The sequence below is a fragment of the Clostridiales bacterium genome (genome assembly GCA_030016385.1).
In the GTDB taxonomy this organism is placed as follows: Bacteria; Bacillota; Clostridia; order Clostridiales; family Oxobacteraceae; genus JASEJN01.
The window spans coordinates 1-18,150 of record JASEJN010000008.1 but is presented as its reverse complement, the minus strand read 5'-3'; the positions used below and the strand labels follow the sequence as shown (position 1 = coordinate 18,150).

At 38.5% G+C, this 18,150-nt stretch carries 15 protein-coding genes; 4 read left to right on the top strand and 11 right to left on the bottom strand.

The annotated features are described in order from the left end of the window. Positions 1 to 139 precede the first annotated feature (139 nt). The 4 genes from QME45_03310 to QME45_03295 form a co-directional block, all read right to left on the bottom strand. Positions 140 to 1,636: an extracellular solute-binding protein gene (locus QME45_03310; protein MDI6617691.1), complete on the bottom strand. Its 1,497-nt coding sequence runs from the start codon at positions 1,634 to 1,636 to the stop codon at positions 140 to 142. A 103-nt stretch (positions 1,637 to 1,739) separates the two neighbouring features. After that, positions 1,740 to 2,603 carry a carbohydrate ABC transporter permease gene (locus tag QME45_03305; GenBank protein MDI6617690.1) on the bottom strand — a complete coding sequence of 288 codons (864 nt, stop codon included), beginning with the start codon at positions 2,601 to 2,603 and terminating at the stop codon, positions 1,740 to 1,742. A 15-nt stretch (positions 2,604 to 2,618) separates the two neighbouring features. Next, positions 2,619 to 3,590: an ABC transporter permease subunit gene (locus QME45_03300; protein ID MDI6617689.1), complete on the bottom strand. Its 972-nt coding sequence runs from the start codon at positions 3,588 to 3,590 to the stop codon at positions 2,619 to 2,621. A 386-nt stretch (positions 3,591 to 3,976) separates the two neighbouring features. Next, a complete protein-coding gene (locus QME45_03295) occupies positions 3,977 to 6,262 on the bottom strand; it encodes a helix-turn-helix domain-containing protein (protein ID MDI6617688.1) in 2,286 nt (761 codons plus the stop codon). A 223-nt stretch (positions 6,263 to 6,485) separates the two neighbouring features. On the opposite strand from QME45_03295, the gene QME45_03290 reads away from it, so the two are divergent. After that, positions 6,486 to 7,346, top strand: a complete 861-nt coding sequence (locus tag QME45_03290; protein ID MDI6617687.1) for an AraC family transcriptional regulator — start codon at positions 6,486 to 6,488, stop codon at positions 7,344 to 7,346. 109 nt (positions 7,347 to 7,455) lie between these two features. Here QME45_03290 and QME45_03285 read toward each other — a convergent pair whose 3' ends face one another. After that, positions 7,456 to 8,577 carry a uroporphyrinogen decarboxylase family protein gene (locus QME45_03285; protein ID MDI6617686.1) on the bottom strand — a complete coding sequence of 374 codons (1,122 nt, stop codon included), beginning with the start codon at positions 8,575 to 8,577 and terminating at the stop codon, positions 7,456 to 7,458. 137 nt (positions 8,578 to 8,714) lie between these two features. Then, complete coding sequence (locus QME45_03280; GenBank protein ID MDI6617685.1) at positions 8,715 to 9,533, bottom strand: AraC family transcriptional regulator; 819 nt, start codon at positions 9,531 to 9,533, stop codon at positions 8,715 to 8,717. 239 nt (positions 9,534 to 9,772) lie between these two features. On the opposite strand from QME45_03280, the gene QME45_03275 reads away from it, so the two are divergent. Then, positions 9,773 to 11,068 carry an alpha-L-fucosidase gene (locus QME45_03275; GenBank protein ID MDI6617684.1) on the top strand — a complete coding sequence of 432 codons (1,296 nt, stop codon included), beginning with the start codon at positions 9,773 to 9,775 and terminating at the stop codon, positions 11,066 to 11,068. Positions 11,069 to 11,120: 52 nt separating this feature from the next. Here the strand turns inward: QME45_03275 and xylB are convergent, their stop codons facing one another. Next, complete coding sequence (xylB, locus tag QME45_03270) at positions 11,121 to 12,662, bottom strand: xylulokinase (GenBank protein MDI6617683.1); 1,542 nt, start codon at positions 12,660 to 12,662, stop codon at positions 11,121 to 11,123. Between the two features lie 338 nt (positions 12,663 to 13,000). Between xylB and QME45_03265 the strand changes: the two genes are divergently transcribed. Beyond that, positions 13,001 to 14,191, top strand: a complete 1,191-nt coding sequence (locus QME45_03265) for a glycerate kinase (protein ID MDI6617682.1) — start codon at positions 13,001 to 13,003, stop codon at positions 14,189 to 14,191. Here QME45_03265 and QME45_03260 read toward each other — a convergent pair. From QME45_03260 to QME45_03245, 4 genes are all read right to left on the bottom strand, one after another. Next, positions 14,131 to 14,934: an undecaprenyl-diphosphate phosphatase gene (locus QME45_03260; protein MDI6617681.1), complete on the bottom strand. Its 804-nt coding sequence runs from the start codon at positions 14,932 to 14,934 to the stop codon at positions 14,131 to 14,133. The two genes, QME45_03265 and QME45_03260, sit on opposite strands and share 61 nt — an antisense overlap. 32 nt (positions 14,935 to 14,966) lie before the next feature. Beyond that, positions 14,967 to 15,458: a signal peptidase I gene (lepB, locus tag QME45_03255; protein MDI6617680.1), complete on the bottom strand. Its 492-nt coding sequence runs from the start codon at positions 15,456 to 15,458 to the stop codon at positions 14,967 to 14,969. 135 nt (positions 15,459 to 15,593) lie between these two features. Continuing rightward, the gene (locus QME45_03250) at positions 15,594 to 16,070 is read right to left on the bottom strand and encodes a DsrE/DsrF/DrsH-like family protein (GenBank protein MDI6617679.1); all 477 of its coding nucleotides are present in this window, start codon (positions 16,068 to 16,070) and stop codon (positions 15,594 to 15,596) included. Positions 16,071 to 16,136: 66 nt separating this feature from the next. Next, positions 16,137 to 17,456 (bottom strand): aminotransferase class V-fold PLP-dependent enzyme, encoded by a 1,320-nt coding sequence (locus QME45_03245; GenBank protein ID MDI6617678.1) that lies wholly within the window; start codon positions 17,454 to 17,456, stop codon positions 16,137 to 16,139. A 219-nt stretch (positions 17,457 to 17,675) separates the two neighbouring features. Between QME45_03245 and QME45_03240 the strand changes: the two genes are divergently transcribed. Next, positions 17,676 to 18,089, top strand: a complete 414-nt coding sequence (locus QME45_03240) for a VOC family protein (protein MDI6617677.1) — start codon at positions 17,676 to 17,678, stop codon at positions 18,087 to 18,089. Positions 18,090 to 18,150: the final 61 nt, after the last annotated feature.

Here is an 18,150-nt window from a genome sequence, read left to right as displayed (position 1 = left end):
ACATACACATCAAATCCTCGCACTATTTATAAAAGGCTGTCTCAAAATAAATTTTATATACAAAATATTGAGTTCACAAATTTAATCTACTCAATATTTTGTATTATTTCTTTATTTCGAGACAGCCTCTATTATGCCATTATTTACCTTGTTTTGCCATGAAATTATCAAGCTGTTTTTGTGTATCTTCAATTATCTTTGGCATTCCAGCTTTATCAAGATCGGATAAGAATTTCTGGTATGCAGCATCTGAAGTTACAAGCCCGCAGCTTATCGGCCTGCCTTCCTCCGTCATTACCTTTGCGGCTGCTGTTGACTCAGCAACAACATTAGTATTTGAATAAGAGAACTTCATCAAAGGCGAAGCTTCCGGCTTCAAATTATTCCAGAATTTCAACGCATCCTTAAATGACTGAGGATCTGTCGTCCATGTCTTCAAATAAGGTGTATGCATTGTAAACCACGGAGTAGGAGCAAACCTGTCGGTGGGGTTAGTTCCTGCCGGCACTTCGGCCTCATCGCCTTTTAAGTTATATGTTTTCCCCGGAATTCCAAGCATATACATATTATAGTTGTCAGGATTCTTTCTGAGCCAGTTCAAAAACATTATAGCCCTTTCAGGGTTTTTGCTCGTAGATGAAATCTGCGCATAGTTATTAACAGGCTGCGTATTTACCCATCTGCCGTCTTTGTTAATGATAGAGAGCTCTATTTCTCCTCCCGGCACATTCTTGGCAAGAGCATTCTGCCTGTCGGTTATGTTGAATAAATCTCCCGCCATTGCCGCTGCTTTGCCCTGTATGAATTTTCCATCACGGTCGGTATCTGTAAGTATGTCCTTTTCAAACCAACCTCTTTGCATAGCCTTTTTATCCTCTTCCCATACTGTCTTGAACACGTCCGTCTTGTACCAGTTTTCAACTTTGTAAGGTTGTTTATCAACATCTATATACATCCCGTTGAACTGATACTCCACATGTCCTAAATGGCTCTTATCGGCAAGTATTACATTCAAGCCGTCGCCGAGGAATGGTATCATACCCTTCTCGTTTTTAGCTATGGTATCCAGATATTTTTCCAAACTTGCCTGATCCGTTATTTCAGGAAGATTGTATTTTAATCTCAAATCTTTGCGGTCCAAAAATCCTCTGCCCATTTCCGTCATAGGATATACTGCCGGAACGCCATAGATTTTACCGTCAATCGTAAGCGTATCCCACAGATCCTGCGGTATCTGTTTTTTCAAGTCCGGACCATATTTATCCACAAGGGAAGTTATATCCATGCACTGTTTCCTTGCGATATTCCCGGATAAATCACCAAAAAAGCTTAAATAGATATCAAAATTTTGCCCTGCGGAAGCCTTAAGCTTAACCTGATTTGCATAATCACTCCACGGGATATAATTTACCGTAAGGCTGATATTCAATTCATCCTTCGTTTTATCCTCGATATTCCTTAAAACTTCATCTTGCTGTTTTGGCCTGTCTCCTGCCACATAAATGGTAATAGGCACCTTTTTCAGGCCAGATGGACTCTCAGTAGCTTTTTTACCCTGTTTAGCACAGCCAACTACCAGAGAAACCATTATACTCATTATTATGAGCATACACATCAATTTCCTCTTTGTCTTCATTCTTTACACTCCTTTTCAATTTTACTGATTGTGCCAGTCTAAATATTTCATTATTATAGCACAACAAGTATTTATTATGCTAACCGGCATTGCCGGAAATAGCCTAACCTTTTATAGCCCCGATAGTTATCCCCTTTATAAAATATTTTTGAATGAAAGGATACACTAAAACTATTGGGCCTATAGTCACGATGACCGTAGCCATTTTCGTACTCTCTGCAGGTATATTGCCTGTAACATGTGCACCGGATGTAGCCACAAATGTTACCCTTGAAAGTATCTGCCTCAGAAGATACTGCAGCGGATACAGTCTTGTATCATCTATAAGAAGTAATGCTAAAGTCCAGTCATTCCAAAATGCGAGGGCATAAAATAGAGTAATGGTTGCGAGCCCCGGCAGCGCCAGTCTCAAAACTATGCTCCAGAATATGCGAAATTCGCCTGCGCCGTCAATCTTCGCAGATTCCATGATCGAATCAGGTAATCCTTTGAAAAAGTTTCGTATCAGGAATAAGTTAAAAGGATTAAACAGCATCGGTACGATCAAACCCCATATGTTGTTTGAAAGATGAAGTTTTAGAAGCACAATATAAAAAGGAACCAATCCTCCGCTAAAAACCATGGGTATATATACAAGCATGTTAAAAAAGTTTTTGTATTTAAGCTGTTTTCTTGACAACGCGTAGCCCATCATCGATGTAATCAAAACTGCCAGTAGCGTACCTACGACCGTTATGAATACAGTTACTTTATATGCATTGAATATAGTGCTTCCCGCACCGAACAATCCCTTGTATGCGGCTAATGACAGCTGTTTTGGTATTATACTGTAGCCATACTTTGCAATGCTTCGTTCATCGCTGAACGACACGGACAAAACTATTAAAAAAGGCAACAGTGTGACTAACGATACCAGAGCCAGAAAAATTGTATTTATTACATTGAATGTTTTTAAACCTCTATTCATATTCGATTCACCCTCCTAGAACAATCCCATGGTATCATCATACATCTTTGCCAACTTGTTAAAAATCAAAACCAGAACAAATCCCAGCACTGATTGGTATAATCCCACTGCAGTTGCAAGGCTGTACGCACCGTCCGTCCTCATAGCCCTGAAGACATAAGTATCTATTACATCGGTATTTTTAAGCAATACTCCGTTATCCCCGATTATGGCATACAGCATGCCGAAATTACCATAGAATATCTTCCCGAGAGCTAAAAGCAACAGCAACACAATAGTCGGCATCATCTGCGGGATGGTTATCTTGAATATTTCATCCATCTTATTGGCGCCATCGATTCTTGCCGCTTCGTATATTTGACTGTCTATAGATACAATAACGGCTAAATATATTATCACGTTATATCCAAAGGACTGCCATGTATTTATAACGGTAAGTATGCCCCTCCATAGCTGCGGCATATTATACCACGCATGAGTCGGCAAACCGATGCCGGCTAAAAAAGTATTCAAAGCCCCGAATTTATCGTTGAGAAAACTGTAGACAATAGCGCTTATTATTACCCACGATAAAAAATATGGGAAAAACATGGAAACCTGAAATACCTTTTTCAGTTTTTCATTTATCACTTCATTTAATAATATTGCTATAGTCACGGCAAATACATGCCCGACAACAATAAACAACAGATTTAAATACAATGTATTAAAAGTTACCTGTGATGCAAAGGCAGATTGGAAAAAATCCTTAAAGTATTTTATACCCGCAAAAGGGCTTTTCCATATTCCATCTACCACATTATAATCCCTGAACGCTATTTGAAGTCCCGTCAAAGGATAATAGCTGAATATTAAAAGGAAAACAACTGCAGGCAATGTCATCATATATAAAACCCAGTTTTTCTTCAGTTCAAATATAATGCCATGTTTTTTAACTCCTGCAACCGAATTTTTATCTGCACTGTTTGTTTTTATTTTTGTAGTCAAGTAAAGTTCCTCCTTCCGCAATATTTATAATTTTAACAATTATCTCAAATTGTTTCAGCATTTTTATTATAATAGCCCTCTTACCGGTTTGAACATAACAAAATTTGAATATTTTATTGTAATTTTATAAAAATGTTTAACAACTTTTTAAAATAAATACATTTATTTCGTTGTTTTATATTTTTATAATAATCACAAAATTTCACAATTCATAAGTAATAATGCTATTCATCAAAGATATATCCTATACTCTGATAATATTTCCAGAACAATAAAAAAATAGTATAGTAAATTATTACCATACTATTTTTAACCTTTATAAACCCTGTAAACAGCCTATTTTAATCCCTGTGCTTTTTTATAATCGATTTTGTATTGGTTCGGTGTCACACGCCAAAATGTTTTTTAAATGTAGCGGTAAAATAAGATTGATTGGTATAGCCGACATCGATGGCGACATCATTTACCGACACCTCGCTGTTTTTAAGCAATTCCCCCGCCTTAATCATTCTAAGCTCCACAATATATTCGTTTAGGGATTTACCCATGTACTCGCTGAACAATTTGCCGAAATAACCCGGTGTCAGGCCTACAATGTCCGATACACACTCCGTGGATATTTCCGGTTTATAGAAATTATCCTTGACATATGATACGGCAATCTTTACCATTTCAAGTTGCTTTGTATTCTTCTTTTCTTTCAATTTTTCTATAATGTCGCTGCAGTATGAAATAAACCATGTCTTTATGTCTTCAAGCGTATCGATATCATTAATATCGGTATATATATTTCCAAAGTCGATATCATAATCTTCAGAAACTAAAATGGACTTTACAGCCATTATGATATCGAGAGCCAGTTGGTTTATGGTAAGCCTTATATAATCGTACTGGTTATCGGCAATCATTTCAAAAAGTCTATCCAATTCCCCTCTTACAAGATCTATATTGCAATTTTTAACATTCTGTATGATTTTCTTTTTTATTTTGTCTACAGAAGTTATCTTTTTATTTACCATATTTGTAACTATACTTCTATCCAGAATGGAATTGTAGCCATATACAAACCTGTATTTTATAAGCTCAAGGCAATCGTTATATGACATATTGATATCTTCGATACTATTGGTCATAAGTCCGATTGCAGCCGTTACAGATACACCTAATGTTACCTTTATCTGCTCCTGGATAAACCTTATTTTATCTTTTATACCTGCAGTAAATTTTTCCGCATTGTCAACATTTACAATAACGGCAACCAGATCCTGTGCAGTACTTACAACTTCAATCTTATTATCCTTTGAAAGAGCGCCATAGATAATGCTTTCGATCTGTGATACCAAACCCTTTCCCATAAGCTGATCCTGTATTTGATAAATCTTCCTAAAACCATCTATACTGAACAATATGACAGAGGCCCTGCTGTTCGATATGTTCAATTTCAGCTCTTTAACCCTTGCATTGACATCTTTGGAAGGTATCAGCATATTCCCTTCCAGAAGCACCTTCAAAAACATATTTTTAATAAATGGCACATTGTTTTTGATGGAATCTTCCAGTTTGTTTGTCCTGTCTATGATACTCAAAAAAGCATTCATCAAATATTCAGCATCATTTCCGGAGCTGACAGCGCTCTTTGTCTCCGATTCTCTAAGATTCCACTTAAGCTTCACGCTCTTAATCAATTTGTAAAACGGCAAATATATATTATAAGCGGCTAAAACAGAGATCAAAGCAGAGATCAACAATATAACAAGGCAGATCAGGATAATATTTCTCAACAGCGCGTTATTCTCATGCAATATTTTATTATAATCTGTGTTGTAAATAAATATAAAGGGATTTGCGGCCGATCTTACATAGTTTGCCAGAAATTTACCCCCAGGATTTTTTACTATCATGTAGCCGTTTTCCCTATCGGACTTTAGTATATCCCTTACATAGTCAAAGCTAGATACATTCTTCCCAAAGTATTTAAAATTCGAATCGCATATTACATCACCATTATTATCTATTATCAATACGTTGGAATCCTTGGTATTTGATAAAAGCGTAAAAGAATCCCGTACATAATCAGCTTTCAGATTTATTATCAGCATACTTTTACTTTTATCCGAGTCCAAATTAGAGTAGTCATTAAAAACAATCGAGATGATGCCTTTCTCACTCCCATCCACATCCGTAAATGTCATAGGAGTAAATTTCAGCCTGCTCCTGCCGTCATATTCGGTTACCACATGCCCCATTTCTTTATCTATAGGGGAACCTGACGATCCTATATTGCTTTCAAACTTTTTGGTACCGCCGTTGTAAGCATATATGGAATTTATCATGGGATTGGCATCAACGGTCTGCATCAGCTTCCTTGAGACTATATACTCATTTTTTGAATCTGGCATATCCAAATAAAGGTAATCTATAATATCGCTGTCGTTTAATAACTGTTCCCCGACACCATTCACCTGATTTCTCATAAATTCAAGCTGGTTCATATTCTGTGAAAGCTTTTCCTGTATATTGACCTGCACATCCGATATAGTAGCCCTGGTGAATTTATAATAAACGATCGTCGAAACCATCAATATAGTAAAAAAGATGATCATAAAAAAAGATACTATTATCTTTGTAAAAGTCCTGCTCATCAGTATTTTTTTATCATTATTTATACCCATTTATGAATCCCTTCTTAAATAGAACACCATTCAATCACTGTTATTTTATATTTTTTTATATTATAATTATAACATAACAAAAATCGTCAGTCATCCGTACCGAAAGGAAGAGTGCATAAAGATTATTTGAAGAATATTATGGAAAGAGCAATTATATTTTATATCTGAGTGATATTTTGCGTTCACATTGTATAACCAATTTATTTATATCAGGAGTAAAATTATGAGGGCAAAAAACACCATGGATTTGAAAGACTGTTCATGGAGTATTGAAAATACTCCTGCTCTTGTTGCAAGATCTTTGTTTTATTATGTTCAAAGCACTGGGCATTTTATGTGCAGGAAAAGTTATTTTACCGACCGCGAAGGGTATAATTCAATACTTCTTTTGTACACATTAAGCGGAAAAGGGCATTTAAAATATATGAAGAAGGATTATACGTTATCGGCAAATGATGCTTTTCTGATAGACTGTATGAACTACCAATATTACGGCTGCCATCAGGATGGGCAGTGGGAAATGGTTTGGCTGCACTTTAACGGAGGGGAAAGCAGGGGCTATGCAGAAGAAATATTGAAGGAAAACGGCCCTGTTTTTACTTTTAAAAGCATAGATAATATTATATATAATAATATGAATAAAATACAAAATCTTCTAAAGGAAAAAGACAAAAGGGCAGACATTTTATCATCATGCTTAATAGTTGAAATGCTTACGGAGCTTTTCTTGATAAGCAGACACGGCAATGACAGCGGAAAGTTTTTACCTGAGATCATACAAAAGGCCATAAATGAAATTGAAAATGAATTCAACACTCCTATTGATCTTGATACATTAGCTTCTAAACTCGGCATTAGCAAATATTACCTCTCAAGGCAGTTCAAAAAATATACTGGTTTTGGCCCCTACGAATATCTCATCAATTACAGGTTGAATCAAAGTAAAATACTGCTTAAGAATACTGACCTTACAGTCTGTGAAATAGCTTATAGGATAGGCTTTGAAAGTGTCAGCAATTTTATCAGGACTTTCAAAGAACAAGAAAAGGTAACCCCATATAGGTTCAGGAAATATTGGAGATAAAAAAGCACCCGGAATACTGATATGCTCCCATTACGGCAGGCAGTTAAAATAATAAAACTGTTGACCATAATGGGGGCATATCACATTACATCATGCCGGGTGTTTTAATTTATCTCATTCCAAACATTTTTTCCTTTAAATCCAGATAATACAGATAATCATCGGGTTTTACATTAGGCGGGCACCTGTGGTCACAGAAAGGGATATACCCTCCCCTTTCAACTGCAGGAACCAGTGTCTCAAGATATGCTTTGATCGCTTCTTTTCCCTTGCCAAGTTCCATTTTGTCAACGCCGCCCATTATCCTCAGGTCCTTGCCGTATTCATTTAAAAGTTGGGCAGGATGCATACAGCTGTTTACTTCATATGGGAACAGGCAATTTACTCCCCCTTCTAGAAAATAGGGCAGTATCGGCCTTACATCGCCATCGCAATCTATATACCAGATATCTATTCCATGGTTATGCAATTTCTTGCTGATCCGTTTATACCTCGGCATAACAACATCTTTGAAGAAACTAACCGACACTATGGAACCATTTTTAAAACATATATCCTCCCATCCGGATGCAAAATCAAAGCTGAAGTTTGGAAGCACCTGATCCAAGAAGTCTTCGACTAGGATGCAGCTTGTCTCTACCATGTCTTCAACCATTTCAGGATAGTCATAACATGCATAGGCAAGCCCCTGAAATGTCAACATGTTCCTTATCTTGCCTATCATGGATCCACAGTCTACACCAAGAGGATAATCCCTGTCCTCTGGATATTGTTTTTTAAGCGCTTCAATATCGACTCTTCTTTTCGGATCATCCCTCCTGAACCTTTCCTCTTTGCATTTTTCCCAGTCATCCGGCGTCACAATAGTGGATTTCATAAAATGCGGTATCGTATCGTGGCCGTCTTTGGGGACTTCAGCAATAAGCCCATCGCCGTTCATCATCACTTTAGTCTTCGAAGTTTCTTCTATTACTGTATCTGGAAACGGCGGACTCATCCATGTATTGCCTCCGATTACATCCATAGTATCGAAGTTGAAAAATATATCGGCTTCATAGTTGTTTTTGATTCCGTTTTCGTAAAACAGCGGCCATTCCTTAAAATTTTCATCCCAGTATCCAAACTCCATGTTAAAGCATCTGTCTACGGATTTGTAATGCATCTGCCTGTTGAATCTTTCCCTGTCCGTCATCGTGCCTCTCCATTTCGGCCTGCATGGCTTAATAGACAATTTATCACCCCACAAAATATAAATTTTCCTACATCTTCACGGCAGTCGAGAAATATTTCTATTTTATTATATATTGGGCAACATTGCATTACATCACAAATAATTGCCTGAAACTATAATAATATTGCACTCGTACATCAAATTTTACGATACTCCGAAGGTGAAAACCCGGTATATTTTTTAAAAAGCTTAGAAAAGTAGAAAGGATCTTTATAGCCTGTCCGCCGTGCAATTTCCGATATGGTCATATCTGTCGCTTTAATCAACCCTTTGGCCATTTCCATCCTCTTTCTGTTTATATACTGCATGGGGGAAATTCCCAGATGCTTTCTAAAAAATTTTATAAAATAGTTTGGGTGAAACCCTGCGATCCTGGCAAGTTCTTCGACATTTATGTTTTTCCCGATATTTTTTTCTATATAATTCATTACCGTGCTCAACGCACCGACAGACGATGAACTTGAAATATGTATATCATCCGCGGAAAAATTCTCAAAAAATAATGCTATTATGCCAAGAAGTTCCGATTTTATCCTGAGGGAGGATGTAATTCCTGTACTTTTATAGCTTAATATAAGTTCTTTAAACGCGTTTTCTATTTCATCCCTGTTTTCGATTTTTATATGCAGCGGCGTTTTGATAATATCAAATATGTTTATATCTCCGACAGTTGCAGTAAAATGGCACCAGTATTTCAAAAATGTATTTTTGCTTATATAAGAATAGGATTGCAAAACTCCGGCAGGCATGAGGTAGAGCTCCCCCGGTTTCGGGTAATACTCGTCGTTGCCTATTTTAAGCCACCCCTCGCCGTCGCATATGTAATAGAACTTGTTGAATTGGGGTATATAGTCGATCTCTCTCCAGTCATTCCAGCATTTGGTGTATGCTGTTGTAAGCAAATTCACCTGCATATTATCAAAATAATTCTTAAGGATTACCATTTCATTTTTCATATTTTCACCCTGATTTCAATCAATACAACAGGTTAATTTTATACAGATTATTGTTAATTAACTACATTCACATTATATCACAGTATAAGTATAATTTATTTTGATAGCTCGCGGCCGGTTACATATCAATATTATTTGAAAAATGTTACTTCGATCGCTAAGCTGCAAGGTTCTTTCCATAATATTTTTCAGATAAACTTATAATGTATCCTGCCATCAAATAAATGGAGGTAATATAAATGGGAGATAATATTCTTACAGATTGCTACCTTGAAAGGCAGAAAAGAACAAAATGGTTCACCGACGCAAGATTTGGGATGTTCATACACTGGGGGCTCTATTCGATTCCCGCAAGGGGTGAATGGGTAAGATCAAAAGAAAGGATGAGCATTGAAGATTATGAGCCTTTCTTTAAAGAATTCAACCCTGTAAACTACAACCCCAGAGAATGGGCAAGGGCCGCCAGGAATGCCGGAATGAAATATGCGGTGCTGACTGCCAAACATCATGATGGCTTTTGCCTGTTCGACAGCAAGCTTACAGACTATAAAGCTACAAATACGCCTGCAGGAAGGGATCTCGTCAGGGAATATGTCGATGCTTTCCATGCGGAAGGCCTCAAAGTAGGACTTTATTACTCGCTTCTGGACTGGCATCATGAAGATTACCCCGCATATTCAGACAGCCATCATCCAATGAGAGGCAATGAGAATTTTAAAAATAAAAAGCATGATTTCTCAAGATATATAGAATATCTTCACGGGCAAGTCAAAGAGTTATTATCAAATTATGGCAAGATAGATATCATATGGTTTGATTTTTCCTATGATGATAACAGGGGTGAAAAATGGGAAGCATCAAAACTTGTTAAAATGGTCCGTTCGCTTCAAAGCGATATTATAATCGATAACAGGCTTGGAGGAAATCTAAGATCAAGAAATCCCGAAATATATGCAGGAGATTTTGAATGTCCCGAACAGATAATACCTCCTGAAGGGGTACTGAATGAAGACGGTTTGCCCCTTCCATGGGAAGCCTGCATCACATTAAACAACAACTGGGGATACTGCTCAAAAGATAAGGATTTCAAGTCTCCAAAACAAATTATAAGGGCCATTGTCGAATGTGTAAGTAAAGGCGGCAACATGCTTCTAAATGTCGGACCTAATTCAAAAGGCGAAATACCCGAGGAATCTCTTAAGGTACTGTCCGAAGTCGGCAAATGGATGAAACAAAACAGCAAGAGCGTTTATGGCTGCGGAAAATCCCAATATGCTAAACCTGAATGGGGACGTTACACCCAAAACGGCAAAAAACTCTATGCGCATATTTACGATAGAGGCATAGGGCCCATCAATTTTAAGGGCTTAAACGGTAAGGTTGCAAAAGCACGGCTGCTGTCAGACGGTTCTGAAGTAAAACTATTAAAGCCGTGGAATACCGGCAACTACCCGGACGATCTTTTTATTGAACTTGGAAGCCAAAAACTGCCTGATGAAAATGATACGGTCATTGAACTCGATTTAGATCTATAGCCTTCTATTCTGATTCAAGCGGCCCCTTTAGATTAGGGGCCGCTTGTTTTTGTCATTTGCCATATTTTCTAATTATCGCATCCGTTATATCGTATTGTTCCTTTAAAGATACATATAAATTTTTGTACACACCATAAAAGTCTTTATATATGTTGACATTTTCCATGATAGGCATCTTTACCGATACTTCCTTTATGCATGCATCGCATGCTTCCTGGATGCTTTTGTAGATCCCTGTCCCAACTGCCGCAAGTATGGCAACGCCGAGAGCGGGACCTTCCTTTGAATTCACTGTCGATACTCTTGATGCGAATATATCGCTTAATATTTGCTTCCAGAGTTCGCTTCTGGCCCCTCCGCCGGACAGCCTTATATTCGCGGCATCTATTCCCATGGAATTAATAACCGACAGGCAATCCTTGAGGCTGTATGATACTCCCTCCATAAAGGCTCTTATAATGTGATTCTTGGTATGTATGGCAGACAGGCCGAACAAGACTCCCTTTGCTTTTGTATTCAAGTGAGGCGTTCTCTCCCCCATAATATATGGAAGATAAATAAGGCCCATACACCCTGCCGGAACCTTTTCCGCCTCCGCTGTCATAAATTCATAAGGATCCCTGCCCATTTTCAAAGACATCGATTTTTCAATATCACAGAGATTATCCCTGAGCCACCTGAAAGAGAGACCGGCGCCATTTGTAACTCCCATCACATGCCAAGTATTTGGAATTGCATGGCAAAATGTCTGCACTCTGCCTTCTCTGTCTATTGTAACTTTATCCGTATATGCAAAAACGACCCCCGATGTCCCGACTGTTGCGGAAATCATGCCTTTTTTTACTATTCCATTTCCGATGGCTCCTGCCGCCTGATCCCCTGCTCCGCCTACAACGGGCGTACCCTCTTTAAGCCCTGTAAGTTCGGATGAACGCTTATTTACATATCCCATAACCTCGCACGATTCTTTAAGGCTTGGAAGTTGATTTATTCTGAGGCCCAAGAAATCCAGTATTTCCAAGCTCCATTCCCTTTTTTTGATATCAAGCATGGATGTTCCGCTCGCATCAGAATATTCGGAGCAATACTCACCTGTTAGCATGAATTTTATGTAGTCTTTCGGAAGAAGCACCTTATTTATTTTATTGAAATTCTCCTTTTCATGGTTTTTCACCCATTGTATTTTGGGAGCTGTAAATGCCGGCAACACGGGGTTGCCTGTTATATCAAGAATCCTGCTGCGGCCCACCCCGTCCATTATTTCATCACACTCTTTTGCGGTTCTTAAATCACACCATAAAAGTGCCGGCCTTATAACATTGTTATTCCTGTCCAGTAATACCAAACCATGCATCTGCCCTGAAAGTCCGATGCCCTTGATATCCTCCGGAGAAATTTTTGCTTTTTCAATGCTTGCCTTTATGGTTTTACATACGGCATTCCACCAATCCTCAGGACGCTGCTCAGCCCAGCCTATTTCGGGCTGAAAAAGCTCATATTCAACAGTATGCGATGCTATTGTTTCTCCAAGTCTATTGAATATGACCGTTTTAGTTCCTGATGTGCCTATATCTATACCTATTAAGTACTCCATATATATTAACCCCTTCCCCCTTCTGAAATTCTAATACTATTTTACTACCTTTTTCACAGCTTTTGATACATTTATCTTCGATTCTTTCGATTTGTAATTTGAGCTTATCCTATTTATGCCTGATTTCAAATTACGAATTGAAAGTATATTTGCCTTCAATTGCACCGAAAACGTTCATGCGCATATTTTATATTTTAATAATATCATTTCAGTGGCTATCTTGCGGTTATATCATAAGCCTAAAAGTTCTTATTATTTTTTATATATTTTGGCATTTACATCATTATAAATACAGATTATATTTTATATAGGTATTAAATTTGATTGGGGGTTTTCATATGAAAATTGTAGTAGCTCCGGATTCATACAAGGGAAGTTTAACTGCCAAAGAGGTTGGGGACAACATAGAAATAGGGATAAGAAAGGTTTTCCCCGACGCAGAAATAACAAAGATACCAATGGCTGATGGCGGTGAAGGCACCGTACAATCGCTGGCAGATGCCACGGGTGGAAAAATCATAAAAGCAAATGTAAAGGGCCCGCTTTTCAATGATGTGGAGGCCTTTTACGGCATACTTGGCGATGGGAAAACAGCCGTAATCGAAATGGCGGCTGCATCAGGCCTTCCTCTGGTACCGGAAGATAAAAGGAACCCGCTAAAGACAACTACATATGGAACGGGGGAGCTTATAATGCATGCTATAAACAGAGGATGCAGAAACTTCATTATAGGCATCGGCGGCAGCGCAACAAACGATGGCGGCGAAGGCATGGCTAAAGCACTTGGTGCAAAGTTTGAAGATAAAGACGGGAAAGATATATGTCTTGGGGGCGGGGCCTTGGGCAGACTTGAAAAGATAGATACAAGCGGTATGGATAAAAGATTAAGGGAATGCAATTTTGTAGCAGCATGTGATGTCAACAATCCATTGTGCGGACCGGATGGCGCATCATACGTATTTGGTCCTCAAAAAGGAGCTGATGACCATATGGTGAAAGTCCTGGACAGCAACCTTTCAAATTATGCCGATATAATAAAGAAAGACTTAAAACAGGATATAAAAAATGTACCCGGTTCCGGCGCTGCAGGAGGGCTCGGCGCAGGTCTTCTAGTCTTCCTGAATGCAAAATTAAAAAATGGAATCGATATTGTAATAGAGACGACGAATCTAAGAGAAAAAATAAAAGGAGCTGACCTTGTAATAACAGGAGAGGGAATGATAGACTTCCAGACTGCATTTGGTAAAACTCCCTATGGTGTTGCAAAAACGGCTAAAGAAAAAAATATCCCCGTCATAGCCATAGCAGGCGGTATAGGTAAGGATGCCCGCACGCTCTATGACAAGGGATTCGACAGCATATTTTCAATTGTAGATAAACCTATGACCCTTGACGAAGCAATTAAAAATGGAAGCTCCTATCTTCAGCAAACAGCGGAGAGGATTATGAGAGTTATAAAGATAGGCTCCTATTTTACGATGCCGCACAATACAAGAACAAGCATCAGTACACCTGCAAACAGCCTGTAATACGCAAAGGGTTTTAAAGGATGCCTTGAAAGATATGTTAAAAACATATCGACTACTAACAAGGCCACAATAAAAGATACTATAAATCCGACGGCAAGTGCCGCCCATTCAATTGCGGTAACTGCCATAAAACCCTTTAAGAGCGAGTAACCCGTTGCCGCTATCATGGTAGGCATGGCAAGGAAAAATGAAAATTCGGCGGCAGCCTTTACTGAAAGGCCTGCCATCATTCCTCCCATTATAGTCGAGGCCGACCTCGACATGCCCGGAAACAAAGACATACACTGGGCAACGCCTATCGTAAATGCCTGGCCGGTTGTCGTGCCGTCCATGGTGTTCGTCTTATAATTTGAAAACGCAGCTTCTACTAAAAGCATCATTATGGCACCGACAATAAGCGCAATTGAAACGGTAAAAGGTGAAAACAGATACTTTTGTATGTATTTATCGGCAAGTATTCCTATTATGGCTGCGGGAATAAAAGCTATCAGAATTTTAGACCACATGCTAAAACCCCATTTGCCGGGAGCCAAATTCTTTAATGAACCTGCTATCTTTTTTCTATAATAGTATATTACTGCAAGTATCGCGCCAAGCTGTATCACAACCTCAAACATCTTTGCAAAGTCACCTGTAAAATTTATTATGCTTCCCGTGATTATGAGATGTCCCGTTGAAGATACGGGTATAAATTCCGTAATGCCCTCTACGATTCCCATTATTATCGCTTTTAATATCAACATATTTTCTCCCCCATTGTTCAAAATACTTTTCTTTAAAACTTTCCCATTTTATTAAATGGAAAAACCCTGAAGTATGCATGCCCTTTGATTTTTTTTATCGGTATTGTACCTATCACCCTGCTGTCCTGGCTTACCAACCTGTTATCCCCGAGCACGAAGACTTCCCCCTTGGGGACGATTACCTTCATATCCGGATCCGTCCTTGTGTCGCTCTCAAGATACGGCTCATCCAACTTTTTATTATTGACATAGACAAAACCGCCTTTTATTTCAACTGTTTCTCCCGGAAGTCCTATGACTCTCTTTATGTATAGCTCATCATCGATGGGCCTTGCATCAAAAATAACGACTTCACCATGTTTTAAACTCCCGATGTTTTTCTGGGTTACAACGATATTCCTATCATATAAGGTAGGCTGCATGGACGATCCCCTGACCACAGTCGGCCTGCAAAATATGCTTATCGGTATTACGATGGCAAGCGCAAATAAAAAGCTCTTTATCCATTCTTTAACTTCCTTCAATCAGATACCCCCCTAAACACAAGTCAATACCTCTTATTCTTTTTCATGCTGACTATATTTACTAATATTATAATAAAAAAACCCGTCAGAATAAGTATCGTTCCAACGCTCATAATAACAACACCCCCGCAGTATTTATATAAAAAGCTGCATATCTGCCTCCATGGCATCCTTTAAGTACTCCTTTGCATCGACTATTTCAAGCTCTGGTATGAACTCTTCCTTTTTAAAGCCCATGACTTCGATAGATAATTGGCAACCGCAAAATCTTATTCCCTTATCTCTAGCGTTTGATACAAATTCCTTAAGCGTAGGAGATTTTGAATCCTTCATCATCCCAAGAAGCATCTTTTTGCCCAAACCTGCAATATTCATATTGGATAGGGGCAGTCCTTCAAGCCCCTTGGGAACTGTAATTTCAAGGATTTTTTCATAAGCTGTTTTATCCTTAAGCGTCATTTTATCAGGATCCCTCATTAAAAGAAGCCCCCAGAATGTGAAAAACATGGTTACCTTGGCACCAAGCTCGGCCGCATTATTCGCCAGTATAAACGCTGCAAGAGCTTTATCGTATTCCCCGCTGAATATCAGCAGATTTAACTTTTTATCCATAATTTCTATCCTCCATTATACTATAATTTTAATACTCATGCATATAGTAAAATTTCAATACTGTTTTTAGCTTTTGTATTTTTTTGAATAATATTCCATATTATATACAATTTTTCTTAGCATATCCAAAAATACATCTATTTCCCTGACATTATTGTAAAAGCCGAAACTTATCCTCACCATCCCTGCTCTTAACATATCAGGATCCTTTAAATATTTTTGTATTTCTTCATCTTTTGTATTCAAAAGTTTCTGAACATATGGCTGGGCGCAAAAGCAGCCGTCCCTGACTGCTATTCCGGCTTCATGGGAGAGTATTTCTGCAACCTTGCTGTGATGCATTCCTTCTATATTAAATGGTATAACCCCGACCCTCTTGCATCTGCCCGATATATCCCCGTACACTTTTACCCCTGGAATAACTTTCAACCTTTCAAGTGTGTAACGGGTGATTGATGTTTCATATTCGTGTATTCTGTCCATGCCTATCATATTCAAAGTCTTTATCGCTTCGCAAAGCGCTACTATACCCATTAAGTTCGGCGTACCGGCCTCCTCATTGTGAGGCGGATCATCCCATAATACAGTGTTGTGGGTCACAACTTTTACAGTTCCGCCTCCCACATAATCAGGCTCCCCCTTTTGGAAGATATGCTTTGGTCCTATAAGCACCCCTGCGCCGAAAGGAGCATACATTTTATGGGCTGAAAAAGCCAAAAAGTCTATATCCTCACCGGCATGACGAGGATGCATATCTACAGAGACATGGGGTACCAGCTGCGCACCATCTACACATAAAAGGGCATCGTAGTGATGGGCGATCGATGCGATTTTATATATTGGATTTATATAACCTGTAACGTTTGAAGCACCTGCAACCGTAACCAGCTTTACTCTGCCCCCGTATTTTTTCAGCTTTCTCTCAAGATCATTCATATCCAGCATTCCGAAACTATCCGTATTTATATAATCTACCTTGAACTTGCCCCTCCACGGCAAATCATTGGAATGATGTTCCATATCGGTTGATAATATCACGCATTCTCTATCGTCCTGACACAATCTATATGATAATTTGTTAAGTGCTTCTGTGGTATTCTTTACAAAAATAACCGTATCACTATCGGAGTCGGCATTCACAAACTTGAGGACAACGGACCTTGCCCTTTCAAATTCGTCCGAAGATACCATTGACTTAAACCCTGTTCCCCTGTGTACCGAAGAATACCATGGCGCAAAATTTATGATTTCATGGAGTACAGTGGTGAAAGGCGGCGTTGTGGCAGCATTATCAAAGTTTATCGCCTTTGTAAATCTGCCCCCTGCTATGGGCACCATTGTATCTATCCCAACGACAATGTTTCTGAACTTCTCGATATAATTCATTTTAATCTCCTCACTTTTGTCATAATTTATTTTATTTATCACCTCCTTAACTTGTTACACGAGAGCAATTCGACTTTGGATACATGTTTCTTATCTGATGCAACCAGAATCGGGGAAGCGTTTTTATATGAAGCGACCGTCAATCTCAGGATGAAGTCTGCCTGTTAGAAGTGGTATAATTATAATTAAAGAAAATTATTTATATCGGAGGTCTAAAATATGATAAAGGGTATTGGACATCTTGCATTTGAAGTAAAAGACATGGATAAATCGATGGATTTTTACTGCAATGCACTGGGATTGAAAAAGGCTTTTGATTTAAGGGACGAAAAGGGGAATCCATTCATACAGTATTTAAAAGTTTCAGAAAATCAGTTCATAGAATTATTCTACGCAAAAGCTGATAAAGAAAAGGCAAATGGTGATAGGAGCTATTCGCACATGTGCCTGGAAGTGGACGATATTTATAAAACTGTTGAAAGTATAAGATCAAAGGGCGTGCATATCGACTCCGAACCCGTAAGGGGAAAGGATTTAAACTATCAAAGCTGGATCAGAGATCCTGACGGAAACAGGATAGAGCTCATGCAAATGGATCCGGATTCTCCACAGGCAAAAAGTAAAAATCTGTAAAAGTTAAGTCTTTTTGTATTTCATTACATAATGTTTGCGGGCATTGCATATGCAATGCCCG

What these genes read in the sequence shown, in the direction of transcription:
- QME45_03310 (MDI6617691.1), bottom strand. Translation starts at nt 1,636, where the DNA reads ATGAAGACAAAGAGGAAATTGATGTGTATGCTCATAATAATGAGTATA.
- QME45_03305 (MDI6617690.1), bottom strand. Translation starts at nt 2,603, where the DNA reads ATGAATAGAGGTTTAAAAACATTCAATGTAATAAATACAATTTTTCTG.
- QME45_03295 (MDI6617688.1), bottom strand. Translation starts at nt 6,262, where the DNA reads ATGGGTATAAATAATGATAAAAAAATACTGATGAGCAGGACTTTTACA.
- QME45_03290 (MDI6617687.1), top strand. Translation starts at nt 6,486, where the DNA reads ATGAGGGCAAAAAACACCATGGATTTGAAAGACTGTTCATGGAGTATT.
- QME45_03280 (MDI6617685.1), bottom strand. Translation starts at nt 9,533, where the DNA reads ATGAAAAATGAAATGGTAATCCTTAAGAATTATTTTGATAATATGCAG.
- QME45_03275 (MDI6617684.1), top strand. Translation starts at nt 9,773, where the DNA reads ATGGGAGATAATATTCTTACAGATTGCTACCTTGAAAGGCAGAAAAGA.
- xylB (MDI6617683.1), bottom strand. Translation starts at nt 12,662, where the DNA reads ATGGAGTACTTAATAGGTATAGATATAGGCACATCAGGAACTAAAACG.
- QME45_03265 (MDI6617682.1), top strand. Translation starts at nt 13,001, where the DNA reads ATGAAAATTGTAGTAGCTCCGGATTCATACAAGGGAAGTTTAACTGCC.
- QME45_03260 (MDI6617681.1), bottom strand. Translation starts at nt 14,934, where the DNA reads ATGTTGATATTAAAAGCGATAATAATGGGAATCGTAGAGGGCATTACG.
- QME45_03250 (MDI6617679.1), bottom strand. Translation starts at nt 16,070, where the DNA reads ATGGATAAAAAGTTAAATCTGCTGATATTCAGCGGGGAATACGATAAA.
- QME45_03245 (MDI6617678.1), bottom strand. Translation starts at nt 17,456, where the DNA reads ATGAATTATATCGAGAAGTTCAGAAACATTGTCGTTGGGATAGATACA.
- QME45_03240 (MDI6617677.1), top strand. Translation starts at nt 17,676, where the DNA reads ATGATAAAGGGTATTGGACATCTTGCATTTGAAGTAAAAGACATGGAT.